At 67.6% G+C, this 19840-nt stretch carries 17 protein-coding genes; 6 read left to right on the top strand and 11 right to left on the bottom strand.

The window, feature by feature from the left end; all coding sequences use genetic code 11:
- Window positions 1-18: 18 nt before the first annotated feature.
- The 3 genes from JQ639_RS28885 to JQ639_RS28875 form a co-directional block, all read right to left on the bottom strand.
- A complete protein-coding gene (locus JQ639_RS28885; protein WP_211962856.1) occupies window positions 19-1563 on the bottom strand; it encodes an indolepyruvate oxidoreductase subunit beta family protein in 1545 nt (514 codons plus the stop codon).
- A 440-nt stretch (window positions 1564-2003) separates the two neighbouring features.
- Window positions 2004-4157 carry a ferredoxin family protein gene (locus tag JQ639_RS28880; RefSeq protein ID WP_211962854.1) on the bottom strand — a complete coding sequence of 718 codons (2154 nt, stop codon included), beginning with the start codon at window positions 4155-4157 and terminating at the stop codon, window positions 2004-2006.
- A 392-nt stretch (window positions 4158-4549) separates the two neighbouring features.
- The gene (locus tag JQ639_RS28875) at window positions 4550-4921 is read right to left on the bottom strand and encodes a hypothetical protein (RefSeq protein ID WP_211962853.1); all 372 of its coding nucleotides are present in this window, start codon (window positions 4919-4921) and stop codon (window positions 4550-4552) included.
- Between the two features lie 387 nt (window positions 4922-5308).
- Between JQ639_RS28875 and JQ639_RS28870 the strand changes: the two genes are divergently transcribed.
- Window positions 5309-5971, top strand: coding sequence for a TetR/AcrR family transcriptional regulator (locus JQ639_RS28870; RefSeq protein WP_211962852.1), 663 nt, complete (start codon window positions 5309-5311; stop codon window positions 5969-5971).
- A gap of 383 nt (window positions 5972-6354) precedes the next feature.
- Here the strand turns inward: JQ639_RS28870 and JQ639_RS28865 are convergent, their stop codons facing one another.
- On the bottom strand, window positions 6355-6684 hold the full coding sequence (locus JQ639_RS28865) for a hypothetical protein (RefSeq protein WP_211962850.1): 330 nt from the start codon (window positions 6682-6684) through the stop codon (window positions 6355-6357).
- A gap of 375 nt (window positions 6685-7059) precedes the next feature.
- Between JQ639_RS28865 and JQ639_RS28860 the strand changes: the two genes are divergently transcribed.
- The 3 genes from JQ639_RS28860 to JQ639_RS28850 are packed head-to-tail and all read left to right on the top strand — an operon-like array spanning window position 7060 to window position 9640.
- Entirely contained in the window at window positions 7060-7884 is an 825-nt protein-coding gene (locus tag JQ639_RS28860; protein ID WP_211962847.1) for a hypothetical protein, read from the top strand.
- 34 nt (window positions 7885-7918) lie between these two features.
- Window positions 7919-8749 carry a hypothetical protein gene (locus JQ639_RS28855; protein WP_211962845.1) on the top strand — a complete coding sequence of 277 codons (831 nt, stop codon included), beginning with the start codon at window positions 7919-7921 and terminating at the stop codon, window positions 8747-8749.
- A gap of 48 nt (window positions 8750-8797) precedes the next feature.
- Complete coding sequence (locus JQ639_RS28850) at window positions 8798-9640, top strand: hypothetical protein (protein WP_211962843.1); 843 nt, start codon at window positions 8798-8800, stop codon at window positions 9638-9640.
- A 12-nt stretch (window positions 9641-9652) separates the two neighbouring features.
- Here the strand turns inward: JQ639_RS28850 and JQ639_RS28845 are convergent, their stop codons facing one another.
- Window positions 9653-10045, bottom strand: coding sequence for a PPC domain-containing DNA-binding protein (locus JQ639_RS28845; protein WP_211964928.1), 393 nt, complete (start codon window positions 10043-10045; stop codon window positions 9653-9655).
- Window positions 10046-10049: 4 nt separating this feature from the next.
- Window positions 10050-10601 (bottom strand): PPC domain-containing DNA-binding protein, encoded by a 552-nt coding sequence (locus tag JQ639_RS28840; RefSeq protein WP_211962841.1) that lies wholly within the window; start codon window positions 10599-10601, stop codon window positions 10050-10052.
- Between the two features lie 131 nt (window positions 10602-10732).
- Between JQ639_RS28840 and JQ639_RS28835 the strand changes: the two genes are divergently transcribed.
- Window positions 10733-11251: an Lrp/AsnC family transcriptional regulator gene (locus tag JQ639_RS28835; RefSeq protein WP_211962839.1), complete on the top strand. Its 519-nt coding sequence runs from the start codon at window positions 10733-10735 to the stop codon at window positions 11249-11251.
- A gap of 41 nt (window positions 11252-11292) precedes the next feature.
- On the opposite strand, the gene JQ639_RS28830 is transcribed toward JQ639_RS28835, so the two are convergent.
- The 5 genes from JQ639_RS28830 to JQ639_RS28810 form a co-directional block, all read right to left on the bottom strand.
- Window positions 11293-12048 carry an SDR family NAD(P)-dependent oxidoreductase gene (locus JQ639_RS28830; protein WP_211962837.1) on the bottom strand — a complete coding sequence of 252 codons (756 nt, stop codon included), beginning with the start codon at window positions 12046-12048 and terminating at the stop codon, window positions 11293-11295.
- Window positions 12049-13017: 969 nt separating this feature from the next.
- Window positions 13018-14658, bottom strand: coding sequence for an acyl-CoA synthetase (locus tag JQ639_RS28825; protein WP_349644651.1), 1641 nt, complete (start codon window positions 14656-14658; stop codon window positions 13018-13020).
- Window positions 14655-15824 (bottom strand): acetyl-CoA acetyltransferase, encoded by a 1170-nt coding sequence (locus JQ639_RS28820; protein ID WP_211962835.1) that lies wholly within the window; start codon window positions 15822-15824, stop codon window positions 14655-14657. The genes JQ639_RS28825 and JQ639_RS28820 overlap by 4 nt, the downstream gene beginning before the upstream one ends.
- 29 nt (window positions 15825-15853) lie before the next feature.
- Entirely contained in the window at window positions 15854-17737 is a 1884-nt protein-coding gene (locus tag JQ639_RS28815; protein WP_211962833.1) for a TRAP transporter large permease, read from the bottom strand.
- Between the two features lie 5 nt (window positions 17738-17742).
- Window positions 17743-18762 carry a TRAP transporter substrate-binding protein gene (locus JQ639_RS28810; protein ID WP_211962831.1) on the bottom strand — a complete coding sequence of 340 codons (1020 nt, stop codon included), beginning with the start codon at window positions 18760-18762 and terminating at the stop codon, window positions 17743-17745.
- Between the two features lie 170 nt (window positions 18763-18932).
- On the opposite strand from JQ639_RS28810, the gene JQ639_RS28805 reads away from it, so the two are divergent.
- Entirely contained in the window at window positions 18933-19799 is an 867-nt protein-coding gene (locus JQ639_RS28805; protein ID WP_211962829.1) for an IclR family transcriptional regulator, read from the top strand.
- Window positions 19800-19840: the final 41 nt, after the last annotated feature.

The raw sequence follows: 19840 nt of genomic DNA, 5'->3' as shown, positions 1-19840 counted from the left end.
GCATGCGGGCGGCGGCCTTCAGAGGGTCGCGATCGTCTTCAGCGCGCCGTCGAGCGCGACGCCGCCTTCATCCATCAGCGCCGCCTGGCGCAACCGCTTCAGCCACGCCGCGCCGTCGGCACGGCCGGCGAGCTGCGGCAGCGCCGACAGCACGCGATCGAACTTCGACTGTCCGCGTGCGTGGGTATCGGAATAACCCTTCACCAGCCGCCGGCAATCCAGCACCTCGACCGCGAGGTCGTAGTTGGTGGCGAGCAGCGCGACCGCGCGGTCGAGCCAGGCCTCGCGGTGGAGCCCTTCGCGATGATGGCGCAGCGTGCCGCGCCGGCGCGCGCGCAACGCCGAGACGGCATAAAGCGCGACGAACCAGAAGATGGTGTTGGTGCGCACCCGCCGGCCCTTGTTGACCAGCCGGTCGAGCGCCGCGAACAGTTTGGGCCGCGCCTCGATCCATTCACCTAAGCCTTTCGGCAGCGTGCCGCAGACCTCCTCCATGCGCGGGTGCATGTATTCGGTGGTGGCGACGATCTGATCGTCCTTGGCGCCGACCTCGGCGCGCACCCGGGCGAAGCGCGTCGCCCGCACCTTCAGGTCGGCGACGCGGATGACATCGTCATAGGCCATGGCGACCGCGAGATACTTTGCGGCATGCGTGGTGAAGGCAAAGCCATGCGCCTCGCCACCGCCAGCGCGGTCGCAAGCGAGCAGATCCATCATGCGGTCGAGATATTCGTCCGCATAAGCAACATCCTGGAAATCCACCAGGCGCTTGACGCCGGCGAACAGCATGGCGTGAGCGGCGTCCGGAAAGCCCGTGCGGATGCGATCGATGAGGGCGTCGAGCAGCGGATGGCCGGCGCGCACCGGCAGCGGATCGAGCCGCTTGGCGGGCAGCGCCACGACATCGCGCGGCTTGTCGCGGGCGCGGTCATACGCGGCCGCGAACGCCTTCAGACTCGCGTCCGCGCCCTTGCCGCCGCCGCGGATGGTGGCCTCGAAGGCTGAGCGATCGAACGGCAGCGCGCCGGACGCAGCAAGCGCGCCGAACAGCACCGACGAGATCACGCTGCCATTGCGCTGCGCCAGCGCCTCCATGTCGAACGCGATGGTTTTTCGCGCGGCGATGTCGGTGGCGTCGACGACGACCACGGGATTGCCGGCGCCGTCGCCCGGCGCCTCCTTCTCGCTGACCGCAAAAGCGCGGTGGGTCGAGGCGATCAGCAGCGTCCTGTCCGGGGTGACGAGGCCGCGCAGCACCGAGCGGCCCGCCTCCATCAGCTCCGCCGCCAGCACGACATCGACGTCGCCGGGCGTCGGCATCAGCGACAGGATCGGCGCGATGCCGTCCTTGGCCGGCAGCATTTCGACATAATAGATGGTGGCGCCGGTGCGCTGGGCGACGCCGGGCACCGAGGTCGACTGCGCCACAAAACCCTGCGCTTCGGCGAGCGCGACGATCCAGTCCGCGAGCACGCCGCCGCCCTGCCCGCCCATGGCGAGGATGGCGATGCTCAGCGGCTTGACGGTGGCGAGACGCGCAGCGTTGGTGACGTGCTGGTTCATGGCCGCGCCCCTGACGCGTGACGGGTTTGAAGAGCGCAGTCATCCGTCATCCTGAGGTGCGAGCGGACGGCTGGGCACGAAGCACGATCCAAGGACGGCCCCAGCGAGCCTCGAAGGATGAACGGCCCCTGAGCCACGGCTCGGGCCGCCACCCTTCGAGGGCCGCGCAGGAGCGCGGCCACCTCAGAGCTTGATTCACAAAGAAGCCCACGAAACAGGGCGTTCATTGTCGAACGCGTCATGGCCGGGCTTGTCCCGGCCATCCACGTCTTGCTGCATTGCCAGGCCGTGAAGACGTGGATGCCCGGCACAAGGCCGGGCATGACGGAGAGAACTGATTTGCCGCGCGCTCCAACAAAGGCATTGAAAATGCGGACTGCATGTTCAGTCAGGCTCTCCGGGAGACCGATGACGCAGATCGAACGCGAGATCATCATGGTCTACTCCGCAAACGCGATGCGGCGCGCCGCGCGGCGGCGCTGCAGGGCGCCGATCACCGCGCCGCGCACGCGCTGCAGCAGGCGGTCCCACCGCGTCGGATTGTGGATGATGTCGGCGCGGTAGAACGACGGGCACAGCACCGCGGCCTCCGACACCTCGCCGCAGTTGCCGCAGCCGACGCAGGAATTGTCGATCGCCGCCACCGGATCGTCCTTGAGCGGATCGTCCGTGTGCTTGACCGACAGCGACGGGCAGCCCGACAGGCGGATGCAGGCATGATCGCCGGTGCAGACGTCCTCATCGACGCCGAAGCGTTCCTTGACGATTCGCTGGCCGTCCTTGACCGCCTTGGCGAACAGCGGCTTCACCCGGCGCTGCTTGTTGAGCATGCATTCGGACGAGGCGACGATGATCTTCGGCCCCTTGTCCTTCGTGGTCAGCGCCTCGCGCAGGGTGTCGCGCATGCGCGCGACGTCATAGGTGCGGTCGATCTGGCGCACCCAGGTGGCGCCGATGCCGCGCACCGCATTGACGATGGAGTTGTTGGTCTTGCGGCGCGGGTTGAACGCGCGCGACGACATGACGTCCTGGCCGCCGGTCGCCGCCGAATAGAAGTTGTCGACGACAAGGATGACGCCGTCCTGCTTGTTGAACACCGCGTTGCCGACCGAGGTGGTGAGGCCGTTGTGCCAGAAGCCGCCGTCGCCCATCACCGAGATGGCGCGCTTGCCGGCCTCGACATTGAAGGCGGACGCGGACGCCGGCCCGAGGCCATAGCCCATGGTGGTGCCGCCGATGTTGAACGGCGGCAGGATCGAGAACAGGTGACAGCCGATGTCGGCGGAGACGTGGTGGGGCCCGAGCTCCTTCTCCACCAGCTTCATCGCCGCGAAGATCGGCCGCTCCGGACAGCCGGTGCAGAAGCCGGCGGGGCGCGGCGGCACCACTTCGGCGAGCGCCTTGACCTTGGGATCGCTCAGCACCGCGCGCGGGTCAGGCACCGGCGGCTGGTTGCCGAGCAATGTTGGCGCGTATCGCTTCAGGAACTGGCTGACGCCGTCGAGCAGCACCGGCGCGGTGTACTCGCCGCCGAGCGGCAGCACGTCCTTGCCGGCGACCGCTGTCTGAATATCGCGCCGGCGCAGCAGGGTGTTGAGCGCCTGCTCGATGTACTCCGGCGCGCCTTCCTCGACCATCAGCACCGCGCGCTTGCCGCTGCAGAACGTGACGAGCTCGTCGTCGATCAGCGGATAGGCGACGTTCATGACATAGAGCGGAATGGCCGAGACGCCGTAGACATCGGCGAGGCCGAGCTGCTGCAGCGTCCGCATCACCGAGTTGTAGAGGCCGCCGAGCATGACGATGCCGACGTCGCCCTCGGTGGGGCCAAAGGTCTCGTTGAGCTTGCGCGCCCTGATGAACTCCACCGCCGCCGGCCAGCGCCGCTCCAGCTTGTCCTTCTCGTGCATGAAGTTCGCCGGCGGCAGCACGATGCGGTTGACGTCGCGCACCGGGTTCTCCAGCGCCTCGCGCAGGGTATGACGCGGCCGCTGGTTGTCTTTGGCGACGAACTGGCCGTGGACATGGCAGGCGCGGATGCGCACCTGCAGCATCACCGGCGTATTGGAGGCCTCCGACAGCTCAAAACCGTCCGCCACCGCCTGTACGATCGCCGGCAGGTTCGGCCGGGGATCGAGCAGCCAGATCTGCGATTTCATCGCGAAGGCGTGCGAGCGCTCCTGCATGATCGAGGAGCCCTCGCCAAAATCCTCGCCGAGGATGATCAGCGCGCCGCCGGTGACGCCGCCCGACGACAGGTTGGAGAGCGCGTCCGCCGCGACATTGGTGCCGGCGGTGGACTTCCAGGTCACCGCGCCGCGCACCGGATACATCACCGAGGCCGACAGCATCGCGGCGGCCGCCGCCTCCGACGCGGACGTTTCGAAATGGACGCCGAGCTCCGCCATGACGTCCTTGGCGTCGGCGAGCACGTCCATCAGATGGGAAATCGGCGAGCCCTGGTAGCCGCCGACATAGGCGACGCCGGCCTGCAGCAGACCCTTGGTGAGCGCGAGGATGCCCTCGCCGCGGAACACCTCGCCGGCGCCGAGCTTGAGCTCCTCGACCTCGCGTGCAAACGACCGCTCCGCCATTCCCCGTCCCTGTCTCTGCTCCCTTGTCCGGGAGATATATGCAAAATCATATTTCTCGGTGAATGCCTGTCAATCCTTTAAACCTAAAATTTTCGCTTCTGCAGCGCACATCAGCAGATTGCCTATTAAATAATATGCTTATGCATATTTATGGCGCAGCGCAGCACGTCCGCTCGGCGTCCGGGATCCCTCGCCAGGACGGAAACCGGATTCACTGACCGCGCAGACGGCGGCAAGTCTGCCCAGCAACGGGAGAGAAAGAGAGGAGCCGGGATTATTCGGGAGCAAGGTGCCAGGCGAGCAGCGCAACCATCGGGCGATGAAGCGGCGGGCATCGGCGACAGCCGCGGTGGCCCCACTGTCCGTCACCACCGCGCGGGGATGCGCAATCTTCACGCATAGACCGTGATCGCGATGCCTGCTCCGGCAGCGGCGAGGCGCTGCACCGTGCCGGCCGGCAGATCGAAGATCATGCCGCCCGGCGACACGCCGGCGCGCAGGCCAATGTTGAAGGTCCGCGTTTCGCAGGCGCGCCACAGCGCCTGCGCCGCCGGCGGCAGCGCTGCGATGACATCGAGCAGCCGCGTCACCGCGGCATCCAGTGTCGATGAATCCGTGACGGCTTCGAGCGAAGCGAAGTCGTCGGCGCGATTCAGAACGATGGTGTCCGCCGCGAACGCCGCCAGCAGGTCGTCGAGGCCTGCAGCACAGCGCAGGTCGAGATCGACATTGAGAAAGATCGTCGGACCGGCATCAGGCGTCATCGTTGCACTCCCGCGGAAACACTCCAGAGCCTATCGTCATGTTCGGCCTCATGCCACGCGCTCCGCGCCATCACCGTCGTATCGCGCGGACCGTTATCCTGCGAGGGTCCCGCTGCGCGGGACCGCCTCAGCGTGACGGACCGGATGTCGTGCACGCCGCATGCGCCGCCGTCGCTGTCGCGGCGAGGAAACGCTCCGCATGCAGCGCATCGCCGCGCCATCGTTCGCGCGGTGCATGGCGAAGCCGCGCCAGGCGTGGCGGCCGAAGGTGAGGAAACACTCAGCACAAATCGCACACAGGTCAGGTCAACCAAACCTGCGCATCGCCGCACGTTTGACCCGATCCGCCGCTTGCACCCTGCGACGGGAATGAGCGACACTCCTGCCATGACCGCCTCGTCCGCCAAGCCGCTGCGTTCCCAGCCGACCCGCGACCGCATCCTCGCGGCGGCGCGCCGGCTGTTCGGCGAGGAGGGCTTCGAGCGCACCACCATCCGCAGCGTCGCCGCCGCGGCCGGCATCCATTTCTCGATGGTGATGCGCTACTACGGCAGCAAGGAAGGCCTGTTCGCCGCCGCCGCGACCTACGACCTCGCGATGCCGGACCTGACGCAGGTGCCGCACGCGGAGATCGGCCGCACCCTGATGCGCCACTTCCTCCAGCGCTGGGAAGCCGACGACGGCGACCTGCCGGCACTGCTGCGCGCCTGCCTCACCCACCAGGACGGCCGCGAGCTGATGGAGGAAATCTTCCGCGCCCAGGTGCTGCCGGTGATCGTGCCGATCACCGGACCGGCACTCGCCGACGAGCGCGCAGCGCTGATGTGCACGCAGATGCTCGGCCTTGCCATGACACGCTACGTGCTGGTGCTGCCGCAGGTGGCGGCGCTGTCCCATTCCACGCTGATCGAGCGTGTCGGCGCGACGCTGCAGGCCTATCTGACTGACGGCGTCGAGGCGGGCGAGCGCGCGCCGCCGCGCAAGACCGCGCCGACCAAGCCCGCAGCCCGCAAGCGACCCGCTCGACCGACACCGCGCGGACGGCGCTGAGGCACGTGCGACGGGCCCGTGCGGGCGACGCGCAGGCATCAAGCGCCGGGGCCGTGCATCCTTCGAGGCGCCCAAGAGCACGCACCTCAGAGTCTGACCGAAAATGCGTCAGGGGACCGTGAAGTGACGGCGTTTTCCGTATTTCTCTGTCGTGGCCGGGCTTGTCCCGGCCACCTCGCTTAGGGACGCAGTGCCTTCCTGATCGAGGTCGCCGGGACAAGCCCGGCGACGACAAAAATTTGGATCGGTGATTGCTTTTTCGGTCAGACTCTCAGGATGACGGAGAGAGTGTGTCGCACGATCTTGCATGGTTCATGCTGTGATCCGTCACCCTGAGGCAGCCGCGCAGCGGCCCTCGAAGGGCGACGGCCCGTCGCCCAGTCTCACTCGTCGGCCGGCACCTTTTCCAGATAATCGCGGTGGATGGTCTGCAGCGCGTTTCGTCCGTCGAACTTGACGCGCCAGGCGCTGGCGGCGGCCTTGCGGATGAGGACGCCCTCGACGTCGCCATACCGCGGATGGCGGCCCTGCCCGAGCGCGCTCATGCGCACCCGGTCGCCGATGGCGAGCGCCAGCGGCATGGTCGCGGCCTGCGGCTCAGGCAGCATGATGTCGTCAAAATCCAGCCGCCTCGCCGCGGTGTCGTCCAGTCGCATGCCCGCTCCTTGCGGTTCAGGGCGTTCCGCTTTCTGCAAACGCGTGTTGGCAAACATGCGTTCACATACGAGGCGGCACTGCGGCAAGTCAACGGCGGCCGGCATCACATAAGTGTGTGGGGACTCACCTGCGAGAGGCCGGAAACGCATGGCGCGGTTGCGCGGGCGCCAGCGCCACCGGTGCCGAAGTACCCTTGTGGCGCGCATCGCGGGCGGTGAGTGCGCTCAGTTGCTCATGAAATGGACGGCAGGCGAATCCGCGATATGATTGCGGCGTGACCTGCTGCTTTTGTCGTCGTGTGTTTTTTTCAACAGACCTTTGTCGGAGGCTCGCGCCGTGAGCGCGCTCCAACTTCGCCTGCCCCCGCGCCATCACCCCGCGCCGGCCCCCTGCCACGCCGATGTGAGTCGCCCCGCCTCAAAAGGATTGCCATGACCCTCGCGACCACCGCCGCGCCGCGCCTGCCGAAGCTGCCATTGCGCGCCACCATCCGCCTCGCTTACGCCACCTTCTTCGATGGCTTCCGCGATGTGCTGCGCATCTCCTCGGCCTGGCTCGTGGCCTGCGCCCTGCTTGGCGCGATGTCCAACTGGCTCAAGCTGAACCAGACGGTCGATACCTTGCGCTATCAAATGGTGCCGCGAACGCCGATCACATCCTGGCTGGTCGATGGCGCCTTTTTCATTGCCTTCCTGCTGGCGGGCGTCAGCATTGCGGTCGCCTGGCACCGCCTGCTCATCCTGCACGAGGCACCGCCGCCCAGCGGCAGCAACATCACGACGGGCCGGGTGTGGCGTTACCTCGGCACAGCGCTGCTGATCACGCTCGTGATTCTCGTTCCGACCCTGGTCGCGATCGCACCGGTGTTCCTGCTGTTCTGGGGCTGGCTCGCGATCGTCGTGATCGGTGTCTACATCGCCGCGCTGCTCGTCGGAGGACGGCTGAGTATCATGCTGCCGGCGCAGGCAGTCGACGACCGTACCATGACGCTTTCAGCCGCCTGGGACATCACGCGCGGCAACAGCTGGCGGCTGTTCTGGGGTTATATCGCCTGCACCATACCGACCGCCGTGCTGGCGCAGCTCGCGGTCATGCTTCTTGTCGGCGTGCCGGACCAGCAATCCCTGCTCGACGGCTCCTTCGCCATCAAGGCAACCGTGCTCAGCGTGGTGTTCACCGCCTACTACCTGCTGACGCTGCCGATCGCGATCGGCTTCCTGTCCCACGCCTACCGCCATTTCACCGGCCGGGCGTAACACGCCAGCCATCAAGTCCCACTACGGGTTCGACATGACCAGTTCCTCGGCGTCCGAAGCCGCGCCCTCCAGGCTGCCGCTTCGCCAGACAATCCACCTCGCCTATGCGACGTTCTTCAACCGCTTCGGCGACATCCTGCGCATCTCCTGGGTCTGGCTGGTCGCCGCCGGCCTCCTCAGCGCCGCATCGGGCTGGCTGAAGGCGACATCGGTCACCGCCGCCATTGCCCTCGCCGACGACGACACGCCCCAATCGGTCGGAGTGCTCGCGACCGATTTCTTCGCGACGATCACAGCCCTTCTCGGCGTCCTCAGCATCGCGGTCGCCTGGCATCGTCTCCTGATCCTGCACGAAACGCCCGGCGCGAGCGGCACCAACATCGCCAGCGGCAACCTCTGGCGCTATTGCGGTAATGCCCTGCTGATCGTGCTGTTGCTTGGTATTCCGTCGCTGTTCGTCATCGTGCCGTTCTTTCTGATTTCACCGGCGCTGCTGTTCGTGGTCACCGTGGCGGTCTACCTGCTGGCGCTGCTCGTCGGCATGCGGCTCAGCCTGGTGCTGCCGGCCCGGGCCGTGGACGACACCGGCCTGACACTCAAGGCTGCGTGGAACGCGACACAGGGCAACAGCTGGCGGCTGTTCTGGGGAGGCCTCGCCTGCACCGTCCCGGCCGCCGCGCTGGCGCAACTGGCCTTGCTGCTGTTCATTCGCAAGGCCAGCCTGAGCATCGCATGGGGCGACGGCGTCGATCCCGTCTGGTTCGCCCTCGTCAACGGCGTGTCCGCCGTCTATGGCCTCCTCATCCTGCCGATCGCGGTCGGATTCCTGTCCCATGCCTACCGCCATTTCAGTGGGCGGACGTGAGACTGTCCGTCACCTTTTTCCTGACACACGCATCGACCGGCATCCGACATGAGCATCGCCCTCACCTCCGAAGCCACTCCCGCCAAGATGCCGCTGGGCGCGACCATCGCCCTCGCCTACACCTCGTTCGTCACGCGCTTCGTCGACCTCCTGCGCATCTCCTGGGTGTGGCTGCTGATCGCGGTGCTGCCGCTGTGGCAATGGTTCGGGCTTCCTGACGTACAGGAATTGGCCACCACCGCACGATCGCCGGATCAGGCGTCTGCGCTCTGGCGCATCATGATGGCGTTCCTGGCTGTGGCGCTGCTGGGCAGCGCCAGTATCGCTGTCGCCTGGCACCGCCTGCTGATGCTGGACAGGATGCTGCCGTTCAGCGCCGGCAATTTCGCGTCCGGCCGGCTGTGGCGCTACATCCTCACCGGCCTGCTGATCACGCTCATCGTGTGCGTGCCGGCCGGCGTCGCCGTCACGCTCGTGTTCATGATTGCGATCAAGATCGCGCCGTCCCTGTTCTCGTGGGATCCCGTCAGCACTGCGAGCGTCTATGCAAGCGTGCTGGTGATCTGTGGCCTCGCGCTGCTCGCCGGCGCGCGGCTCAGCCTCGCACTGCCGGGCCTGGCGACGGACCAGCGCCCGCACTCGATCGCCAGCGCCTGGCGATTCGGCCGCGGCAGCAGTTGGCGACTGTTCGCCGGCCTCACCGCCTGCCTCGTGCCGTGGGCACTGGGACAGGCCGCGCCGCTGCTGCTGCAGGGCCTCCCCGACGCGCTCAATGAAGGCATCGTCGGCACCATCGTGAACGACCTGTTCGCGGTCTACGCCATCCTGACGCTGCAGATCCCGATCGCCTTCCTGTCCCACGCCCACCGCTTCATCGCCGGGCGGGCGTGACGACAAACAGCCTCAGCTCGCCGGCAGCCATTCCTCGAGCGTGACCTCGAAGGTCATGCACACGGGATTGAGGCCGGCGACGAACGGGCCGCCATGGACGTTGCCGTCGGGATCGGCGACGACGCCGGTCAGCGCGGCTTTCAGCGAGCCGTCGGCGCTGGCGCGGACTTCGCCGGCGAGGCTGACGATCTCCACCGCCGGGCCGCGGATGTGGCGATACTGGCCGTCGCGCGTGCCGACGCAGGCGTCGACCAGGCTGCCGAGCGCGCCGCGCACGAAGGCATTCTGAAAGCCCTCAGCAAGACACAGCTTCTCGACGCCCTGCACGAGATCCTCGTGTGGCGCGATGCGCGCATAGGCGACGCGGCCCATCGCGCCGCGCTCGACCACGGTCGCTCCGTTCATCGTATCAGTCATCGCCTCGCTCCCGTGGCTGCAGCAGTGGAATGTTGGTCTCCGGATCGAACGCCTGGCGCAGTTCGAAGGCATCGAGCGACGTCACCAGCACGCCGATCGGCTCGGCGCCGACGATGCACGCCTCGGGGATGAGATGGCCGCCCTTCACCTCGCCCGCGGCGGTGCGCAGCGTGGCATGGCAATGCACCAGCGGCGCGCCGTGCATACTCTTGCCGAGCGTGGCGTTGCCGAAGATCAGGAACGCGGCACCGGCGTCGATCGGCGCGCTGTAGGCGATCACCGCGGGCCCCCCCGGCGTCGGCGGCGCCACGCAGTAATGCAGCTGCGCGAACGCGCCGCCGAGAATGGTGGTGGAGGCGCTGGTGACGCCTTCCGCCGCCAGCGGCCCCACCAGCGCGTCGAACAGGCTGAGGCCGGGCTGCAAGGCGAGGCGGAAGTGCCGCGCCGACGCGGCATGCATGCTGCGGATGCGCACGGGATCGAAGCGGCCGGGATGGATCAGGGTGCGCGGACGGGGCGCGGTGGACATTGCGAGCGCGAGCATGGCTGGCCTCCCTGCTGAAGCGGTTTCCTCACCGACATCACTCTTGCAGATCATTCTACTGGCGCGACGGGCATTTTCTTGCTGAATTACCCGCCATACCAAGCAATCACAGAATGATTCATGGGCGGAACATGGCAAGGCAGAATAAACGATCCGAAAACGGGACAGCCGGCGCCGACAACGGCCTTGACCTGATCGATCGCAAGATCCTTTCGGCGCTGCGCGCCGACGGCCGCCTCAGCATGAGCGAGCTCGCCGACAAGGTCGGGCTGTCGCCGTCGCCGTGCTGGACGCGGGTCAAGCGGCTGGAGGCGGCCGGCGCGATCGCCGGCTATGTCGCCGTGCTCGACAACAAGGTGATCGGCGCGCCCAACATCGTATTCGTCGAGATCACGCTCGACCGCCACGACGACAAGGTGCTGGAGAAATTCGGCAGCGCGCTGGCGCGCTGCCCGGAGGTGATCGAGGCACATCTCGTCACCGGCGACTACGACTATCTGGTCAAGCTCGCGGTCGCCGGCACTGAACATTACGAGCGCTTCCTGCGCGAGACGCTGTACCGCATCGACGGCATCCGCCAGTCGCGCTCGACGTTCGCGCTGCGCGCCATGAAGCATGACATCTCCGTCGATCCGCTGCTGATGCGGTGATGCCGGCACGCCGGACGCGGCGACGCGCGGCGCGTTGCGCCTCATTTGCCGAGCATGCCGCCGGCGACGAAGCCGCCATCGACCGCAAGCGTCTGGCCGGTGACGAAGCTCGACTGCGCCGGGTCGAGCAGGAACAGCGCCGCCCCGACCAGTTCGCCCGGCGCGGCGTAGCGGCGCTGCGGCACGCGCTCGATCCACTCGGCGCGCGATCCCGCCGAGTGCATCTCCTTGACCAGCGGCGTTTCGATCGGCCCCGGCGCGATCGCATTGACGCGCACGCCCTTCGCGGCAAGCTCCACCGCCATGATCTGGGTCATCATCACGACGCCGGCCTTGGACGAGCCATAGGCGACGCGGCCGGCATTGCCGCGCAGCCCCGACACCGATGAGATATTGACGATGGCGCCGCGGCCGCGCGCCGCCATGCGCTTGCCCGCCTCGCGCGCCACCACGAAGCTGCCGACGAGATTGATATCGAGAATTTTGCGGAACAGCTCGGCACTGGTCTCCAGCGCCGGCACGTCGCGGCCGATGCCGGCGGAATTGACGACGCCGTCGAGCGCGCCAAAATCACGCTCGATCGCCTCGATGGCGCCGACCACCGCGGCCTCGTCGGCGACGTCGAAGCGCACGAAGTGGACGCGGTCCTTGGCATCCGCCAGTTCCTCGCGCGCCCTGGCGATGCTCGTCTCGACGACATCGGCGACGACGACGCGCCAGCCATGCGCCACGATGCCCTGCGCGATCGCAAAGCCGATACCGGACGCGCCGCCGGTGACAAGAATGGTGGGGGTCATGGTGGGAGGTCTCCAGGTCAGAGGTTGGTTTTCGAGTTTCTTCGCGTTGCTGCGTATCGATAACGGTTGACGCACATCTCTCCGGTCGACGCTATCCCTCATCCTGAGGAGCGGCGCAGCCGCGTCTCGAAGGATGAGGCCCGCGACGCAGCGGCCTCATGGTCTTCTTCTGTCGTGGCCGGGCTTGTCCCGGCCACCCCGCTGAGGGACGCAGTGCCTTCCTGATCGGGGTCGCCGGGACAAGCCCGGCGACGACAAAACACAAAAGACGCGCGTGCCGCGCCCCTCACGATGAGGAGAGAGGTGCGCGCGGCAGGGGATAACACGTGCGAACATCCGATCCATTCTCTGTCCAGGCCTCACTCCTCATCCTGAGGAGGCGCATCGCGCCGTCTCGAAGGATGAGGCCGCGATGCAGCGGCCTCATGGTCTTCTTCTGTCGTGGTCGGGCTTGTCCCGGCCACCCCGCTGAGGGACGCAGTGCCTTCCTGATCGGGGTCGCCGGGACAAGCCCGGCGACGACAAAACGCAAAAGACGCGCGTGCCGCGCTCCTCACGATGAGGAGAGAGGTGCGCGCGGCAGGGGATAACACGTGCGAACATCCGATCCATTCTCTGTCCAGGCCTCACGCCTCATCCTGAGGAGGCGCATCGCGCCGTCTCGAAGGATGAGGCCGCGATGCAGCGGCCTCATGGTCTTCTTCTGTCGTGGCCGGGCTTGTCCCGGCCACCCCGCTGAGGGACGCAGTGCCTTCCTGATCGGGGTCGCCGGGACAAGCCCGGCGACGACGAAACGCAAAAGACGCGCGTGCCGCGCTCCTCACCATGAGGGGAGAGAGGCGCAGCCGCGGAGAGGGCAGTTCCACCTTCTCCGTCATGCCCGGGCTCGTCCCGGGCATCCACGTCTTTGCAGCTTTGCAACAAGAAAGACGTGGATGGCCGGGTCAAGCCCGGCCATGACGAAATAAGCTATCCCGCCGCCGCGGCCGGCTTGTCGAGCGGCAGCAGGCCGCGGGCGGCGAGTTCGTCGCGGACGGCTTTCTTGGTGATCTTGCCATAGGCCGATTTCGGCAGCGCGTCCCAGAACACCACGCGCTTCGGTAGCTTGTAGCGCGCCACCTTGCCGTCGGCCCAGGCGAGCAGCTCCGGCTCGTTGAGCTGTGCCCCTTCCGCCAGCACGCACACCGCGACGCCGACCTCGCCCCAGGTCGGATCGGGCACGCCGACCACCGCGACCTCGGCGAGCGCCGGATGGGTCAATAGCTTCTCCTCGATCTCGCGGGGATAGATGTTCGACCCACCCGAAATGTACATGTCCGAGGCGCGGCCGGTGATGTAGAGGAAGCCCTCCGCATCGACATGGCCGAGATCGCCGGTGCGGAACCAGCCGTCGCGGAACGCCTTCGCGTTGGCTTCGGGATTGTCGTAGTAGCCGGCGAACACCGCCGGGCCGCAGACACAGATCTCGCCGGTCTCGCCGGGCGCGCGTTCGTGCCCCTGATCGTCCTGAATCGAAATCTGCATGCCGGTGCGGGCGAAGCCGCAGGTGCCGATGCGCGCGGTCGGATGATCCTCCGCATCATGCAGCGCCGGCGGCAGCACGGTGATATTGCCCGTGACTTCGCCGAGGCCGAAATACTGCACCAGCACCTTGCCGAGCTTGCCGAGCGCGCGCTTCTGGTCCTCGCGGTACATCGGCGCGCCGGCGTAGATGACATAACGCAGCGAGGAATGATCATAGGCGTCGACGGACGGATGCTCGGCGAGCATTTTCAGGATGGTCGGCACGGTGAACATGTTGGTGATGCGACAGCATTCGACCAGCCGCCACGCTTCGTCGACGTCGAAGCGATCGGACGCCGGCAGCACGGTCTTGACGGCCCGCGCGGTCTGCACCAGCGCATGGATGCCGGCGCCGTGGGACAGCGGCGCCACCACCAGCGAAGCGTCTGCGGACGTCGTGCCCGGCATCAGGTCGCAGAGATGATTGGTGATGACGAACGCCATCTGGCCGTGGGTCAGCACCGCGGCCTTCGGCCGGCCGGTGGTGCCGGAGGTGAAGAAGAACCAGCAGGGATCGTCGCGCGTCACGTCCGCTTCCGTCACGGCGGCGCCGTCATGGGCGCGCACCAGCGCATCGTAATCCTCACCGAACGTCGCCCCGCCGATCTCGATCAGCACGCGGATCGCCGGCGCCGCGGCGCGCGCCGCCGTGGCATGATCCGGGCATTCACTGTGGCAGATCATCGCCACCGCGCCACTCGCGGCGCCGAGATAGGCGACGTCATCCGGCGTCTGGCGGAAGTTGGTCGGCACCCACACCGCGCCGATGCGGAAGCAGGCGAACATCGATTCGAACATCTGGTTGCAGTTCTTCGACTGCACCAGCACGCGGTCGCCCTTGCCGATGCCGCGCGCGGCGAGCGCGGCCGCCATCGCGTCGACACGGCGGTCGAACGCCGTCCATGTCCACTGCTGCTCGCCCCAGACGAAGGCGATGTCGGCGCCGTGGCGGCGGGCAGCCTGGCGCGCGAAATGCGACAGGTTCATCACCCGCTGCGACACCGGCGCGAGACCCCCCTTCGGCGAATGGTCGAGGCCGCCGCTCACTTCTGCCGCTCCAGGATCGAAACATAGTTGGCAACCGCGGCGCCGCCCATGTTGAACACGCCGGCGAGCTTCGCGCCATCGATCTGCATGTCGCCGGCCTCGCCCATCAGCTGCAAACAGGCCATGACATGCATGGAGACGCCGGTGGCGCCGACCGGGTGGCCCTTGGACTTGAGCCCGCCCGACGGATTGATCGGCAGCCGCCCGCCCTTCTCGGCGATGCCGTCGCGCACCACGCGATAACCTTCGCCCGGCGCGGCGAGGCCCATCGCCTCGTACTCGATCAGCTCGGCGATGGTGAAGCAGTCATGGGTCTCGACCAGGCTGAGATCGTCGAGGGTGACGCCGGCCTCGGCGCGCGCCTTGTCCCAGGCGAGACGGCCGCCGGCGAACGCGGTGGGATCGCGGCGCGACAGCGGCAGGATGTCGTTGACATGCTGGCGGGCGCGGAATCCCACCGCACGCTGCAGCGTTGCCGCGGTCTCCGCGTCGGCGATGACAATGGCGGCGGCGCCGTCGGAAATCAGCGAGCAGTCGGTGCGGCGCAGGGGCGCGGCGACATAGGGGTTCTTGTCGCTGACGGTGTTGCAGAACTCGAAGCCAAAATCGCGGCGCATCTGGGCGAACGGATTGACGACGCCGTTGCGATGGTTCTTGGCGGCGATGTGGGCGAGCTCGGCGCTGCGGTCGCCGTAGCGCTGAAAGTAGTTCTGGGCGATGCGGCCGAACACGCCGGCAAAGCCGCCGGGGATGTCGCCCTCCTCCTTGCGGTAGGACGCGCTCAGGAGAATATCGCCGGTCTCGGCGGTGGGCTTGGCCGTCATCTTCTCGGCGCCGACGACCAGGGCAATGCGGCCGCGGCCGCTGTCGACGAAGTCGAGCGCGGCATAGAGCGCCGCCGAGCCGGTGGCGCAGGCGTTCTCCAGATGGGTCGCCGGCACATGGGCCAGCTCCGGCACACTCAAGGCGACCTGCGCGCCCTCGAAGCCCTGCTTGGAGAAGCCGCTGTTCATGACGCCGACATAGACGCCGTCGACCTCATGGGCGTCGACGCCGGCATGCTCCAGGGCCGTCGTCGAGACGCGGCCGAGCAGGCTTTCGACATCGGGGTCGTCGAGCTTGCCGAACGGGCTGTGGGCCCAACCGACGATGGATGCGCGGGTCATCAGGTCTCTCCGTTACGAAAGTGAAAACGTCATGGCAGGAAGCCGATGGAGATCCACGGCACCGCGGCGATCACCGCCGTGCCGATCAGCAGCGCCAGCATGTAACCCCAGATCGGCTTGATGCCTTCATGGGGCGCGACGCGGGCGATGGCGCAGGCGGCATAATAGCCGACACCGAACGGCGGCGCGAACAGGCCGATGCCCATGGCGAGGATCACCACCATGGCATAGTGCACCTCGTGGATGCCGACCGCGCGGGCGATCGGGAACAGCAGCGGCCCGAACAGCACGATGGCGGGAATGCCCTCCAGCACCGAGCCCAGCACCACGAAGGCGGCGATCGACACCACCATGAAGGTGGCGGCGCCGCCCGGCAGGCCGGTCATGGCCGCGGCCAGCGCGCGCGAGAAGCCGGATTGCGTCAGCCCCCACGCCATGCCGGTGGCGGTGCCGATGATCAGGAGGATCGCACCGGACAGACAGGCGGTGTCGACGAGCATCGGCAGGAGACGCGACCAGTCGAACTGGCGGTAGATGAGAAGGCCCGCGAGCACCGCATAGACGATGCCGATGGTCGACACTTCGGTCGCGGTCGCAACGCCCTCGACGACGGCGGCACGGATGACGAACGGCAGCGCCAGCGCCGGCAAGGCCACCAGCAGCGCGCGGCCGATCTGCCGTCCGCTGGCGCGCGGCGGCAGCGTCACCTCCGCGCGGCGGGCGCGCCACCACACCACGAGGCCGAGCGCCAGCGCCAGCACCACGCCGGGCAGAAGCCCGCCGGTGAACAGCGCGGCGATTGACACGCCGGTGACCGAGCCGATGGTGATCAGCACGAGGCTCGGCGGCACGGTCTCGGTCTGCGCGCCGGTGGTGGCGAGCAGCGCAACGAGATCGCCGGGCTTCGCCCCGCGCTTGATCATTTCCGGAAACAGCACCGGCGCCACCGCCGCCATGTCGGCGGCCTTGGCCCCGGAGATTCCGGACACCAGGTACATCGCGCCGATCAGGACGTACTGGAGACCACCGCGGACGTGGCCGAGCAGGCTCGCAAGGCACGCGACCATGGCGCGCGCCATGCCGGTCATCTCGATCAGCAGGCCCAGAAACACGAACAGCGGCACCGCCAGCAGGATGAGATGGCTCATGCCCTCGTCCATGCGGCCGACCAGCACCATCATCGGCGTGCGGGTGGTGAGCGCGAGATAGCCATAAACCGCAAGGCCGAACGCGAAGGCGATGGGCACGCCGGTGAACACCGCGACCGCGACGACGCCGACGAAGAAGATCACGAGATTGAAGTTGCCGAGGCCGCGGAACAGCGGCTCGGCGAGCCAGAACGCCGCGCCGATCGCTGCCAGCGTCGCCAGTGCACCAAATACGCGCATCAGACTCGCCTCGCGGGCGAGGCGCAGCAGCGCGAACATTACCATGACGCCGATGCCGACGGGCAGCGCCGCGGCGCGCCATGCATTGGAGATCTCCAGCGCCGGCGTGGTGATGAAGGTTTCTTCCTGGGCGTATTCGAACGCCGGCCAGGCGATGAAGGCAAGGAACGCGAGCGCCGCGCCGATGGCGACGACATCGAGAAAGGCACGCGCCGGCGGCGAGAGACGCGCGACCAGCGCGGTCATCCGCATGTGCTCGCCCCGGCGCAGCGCGATCGCCGAGCCCAGCATGGCGAGCCACAGGAACAGCATCGAGGCCAGCTCGTCCGACCAGATCAGCGGCCGTTGCAGGCCATAGCGCGCGACCACGCCGGCGAACAGGATGATCACCTCGGCGAGCACCAGCGCCGCGGCGGCGAGCTCGACCAGGCGGCCGAGGCCGCCGTCGAGCCGGGCGAGCACGGCGCGGATGCCGACGGCTGCGCCGCCGGCATGCACGCCGTCATGGCCCGGGCTGTGGGCCATCACGCTCACGATAGCTGGCCCACCGCGGCCTCGAGCGTCGACCACCCCTTGTCGCCGAACTTGCCCTTCCACTCGCTGTAGAAGCCGGCCTTGCGCAGCTTGTCGCGGAATGGCGCCGGATCGGGCTGGTTGAACTTGAGGCCGCGCGCGGTCAGCTCCTTCTCGACACTGGCGTTGAGGCCCGCCACATCGGCGCGCTCGAGCTCTGCGGCGGCGTTGATGTGCTTGGCGACGACGGCGCGCATGTCGGCCGGGATCTTCTCCCAGGCGCGGCGGTTGGCGAGGAACCAGAAGCCGTCCCACATGTGGTTGGTGACGGAGCAGTAGACCTGCACCTCGTAGAGTTTTGCGGTCGAGATCAGCGCCAGCGGGTTCTCCTGGCCCTCGACCACCTTGGTCTGCAGCGAGGAATACACCTCGTTGAAGTTGATCGACGCCGGCGCGGCCTCGAACGCCTTGAACATCGAGGTCCACAGCGGCGACACCGGCACGCGGATCTTGAAACCTTTCAGATCCTCGGGGCCGACGATCGGTTTGGTCGACGACGTGATCTGGCGGAAGCCGTTGTCCCAGATCTTGTCCATGGCGACGAGATTGGCTTTCGCGATCTCCTCACGCACGAAGGCGCCGAGCGCGCCGTCCATCGCCTTCCACACCGCGTCGGTGTTGGGGAAGGCAAAGCCGACGCCGTTGATCGCCGCCGCCGGCACCAGCGTGGAGAGAATGAGGCCCGACAGGGTGAAGAACTCGACGCCGCCGGAGCGCAGCTGGCTCAGCGTGTCGGTGTCCGAGCCCAGTTGGTTGTTGGGAAACACCTGCAGATCGAAACGCCCGTCGGTCTCGGCGCGGATCGCCGCCGCCATCTCGCGGGCGCGGATGTTCATGGGGTGCGTATCAGGCAGGTTGTTGGCGTACTTGTAGGTGAAATCGGGCTGCGCGGCGCGCGCGACGAACGGCGCTCCCAGCGTGCCCGCGGCGACGGCGGTGGACACCCCCGACAGGAAGGTGCGGCGCGACAGTGTCATGAATTGCTCTCCCGGCATTGACGTCAGCGTTTCCAATCGGTCCATCAAATGGACCTTGTTTTGTCTTGATCGCGGCCGCATTGGAAAGGCTTGTGTGTACCCGTCAACCCCATTGTGAAAACCCCATGAATCCGGGCAAAATCGGGGCAGGACGATATCACGAGGTCCATATGGTGGATCACCAGCGCCTGATCGCCGCCCGCAAGGTGGTGCAGAGTTCGACCCGCGCCTCCGAAGGCGGGGCGCAGAGCATCGACCGCGCTGCGACGCTGTTGCTGCTGGTCGGCCGCGCCGGCGGCGCGGGCGCGCGGCTGTCCGATCTGGTGGCGCAATCGGCGCTCGCCAAGCCCACCGTGCGGCGCATGCTGCTGGCGCTGGTGCGCGCCGGCCTGCTCGACCAGGATATGACGACGCGCGCCTATCACATCGGCCCGGAGATCTATGCGCTGGGCACGCTGGCGAGCACGCGCTTCGGCATCCATGGCGCGGCGCTGCGCTCGCTGGTGCGGCTCAGCGAGCATTCCGGCGACACTGCATTCCTGTCGGTGCCGCGCGACGTCTATGCCATCTGCCTGCACCGCGAGGACGGCGGCTACCCCATCCGCGTGCAGGCGCTGGAGGCCGGCGACCGCCATCCTCTCGGCGTCGGCGCCGGCAGCCTCGCCATGCTCGCGGCGATGACCGACGCCGAGGTCGAGACCATCATCGCCGCCAACATCGCCGATGGCTCGCTCAAGCCCCATCCGAACTATTCGGCGGCGCGGCTGCGTGACCTCGTGCGGCAGACGCGCGCGAGCGGCTACGCCCTCAACCCCGGCATGATGCTGGCCGGCTCGTGGGCGATCGGCGTCGCCATCCGCGATGCGCGCCAGCACCCCATCGGCGCCCTCTCCATCGCCGCCATCGAGCACCGCATGACACCCGAACGCCAGCGTGAACTCGTGCCGCTGCTGCAGGCCGAAGCGCGCGAGGTCGAGCGGCGGCTGGCCAAGACCAAGGCGGGCACGGAGACGGCGAAAAGAGCGGCGAGAGCGTGATGAGTTTGGATCACGTCGTGCGCAGGCCAAGGCAAACGCCT

This window comes from Bradyrhizobium sp. U87765 SZCCT0048 (assembly GCF_018131225.1).
Taxonomy (GTDB): Bacteria; Pseudomonadota; Alphaproteobacteria; order Rhizobiales; family Xanthobacteraceae; genus Bradyrhizobium_A.
Note: the sequence above shows the minus strand (reverse complement) of the source record. Positions and strands in the feature narration are given on the sequence as shown.

What these genes read in the sequence shown, in the direction of transcription:
- JQ639_RS28850 (WP_211962843.1), top strand. Translation starts at nt 8,798, where the DNA reads ATGAGCATCGCCCTCACCTCCGAAGCCACTCCCGCCAAGATGCCGCTG.
- JQ639_RS28880 (WP_211962854.1), bottom strand. Translation starts at nt 4,157, where the DNA reads ATGGCGGAGCGGTCGTTTGCACGCGAGGTCGAGGAGCTCAAGCTCGGC.
- JQ639_RS28820 (WP_211962835.1), bottom strand. Translation starts at nt 15,824, where the DNA reads ATGACCCGCGCATCCATCGTCGGTTGGGCCCACAGCCCGTTCGGCAAG.
- JQ639_RS28875 (WP_211962853.1), bottom strand. Translation starts at nt 4,921, where the DNA reads ATGACGCCTGATGCCGGTCCGACGATCTTTCTCAATGTCGATCTCGAC.
- JQ639_RS28805 (WP_211962829.1), top strand. Translation starts at nt 18,933, where the DNA reads ATGGTGGATCACCAGCGCCTGATCGCCGCCCGCAAGGTGGTGCAGAGT.
- JQ639_RS28810 (WP_211962831.1), bottom strand. Translation starts at nt 18,762, where the DNA reads ATGACACTGTCGCGCCGCACCTTCCTGTCGGGGGTGTCCACCGCCGTC.
- JQ639_RS28860 (WP_211962847.1), top strand. Translation starts at nt 7,060, where the DNA reads ATGACCCTCGCGACCACCGCCGCGCCGCGCCTGCCGAAGCTGCCATTG.
- JQ639_RS28865 (WP_211962850.1), bottom strand. Translation starts at nt 6,684, where the DNA reads ATGTTTGCCAACACGCGTTTGCAGAAAGCGGAACGCCCTGAACCGCAA.
- JQ639_RS28870 (WP_211962852.1), top strand. Translation starts at nt 5,309, where the DNA reads ATGACCGCCTCGTCCGCCAAGCCGCTGCGTTCCCAGCCGACCCGCGAC.
- JQ639_RS28855 (WP_211962845.1), top strand. Translation starts at nt 7,919, where the DNA reads ATGACCAGTTCCTCGGCGTCCGAAGCCGCGCCCTCCAGGCTGCCGCTT.
- JQ639_RS28845 (WP_211964928.1), bottom strand. Translation starts at nt 10,045, where the DNA reads ATGAACGGAGCGACCGTGGTCGAGCGCGGCGCGATGGGCCGCGTCGCC.
- JQ639_RS28840 (WP_211962841.1), bottom strand. Translation starts at nt 10,601, where the DNA reads ATGCTCGCGCTCGCAATGTCCACCGCGCCCCGTCCGCGCACCCTGATC.
- JQ639_RS28815 (WP_211962833.1), bottom strand. Translation starts at nt 17,737, where the DNA reads ATGGCCCACAGCCCGGGCCATGACGGCGTGCATGCCGGCGGCGCAGCC.
- JQ639_RS28830 (WP_211962837.1), bottom strand. Translation starts at nt 12,048, where the DNA reads ATGACCCCCACCATTCTTGTCACCGGCGGCGCGTCCGGTATCGGCTTT.
- JQ639_RS28835 (WP_211962839.1), top strand. Translation starts at nt 10,733, where the DNA reads ATGGCAAGGCAGAATAAACGATCCGAAAACGGGACAGCCGGCGCCGAC.
- JQ639_RS28885 (WP_211962856.1), bottom strand. Translation starts at nt 1,563, where the DNA reads ATGAACCAGCACGTCACCAACGCTGCGCGTCTCGCCACCGTCAAGCCG.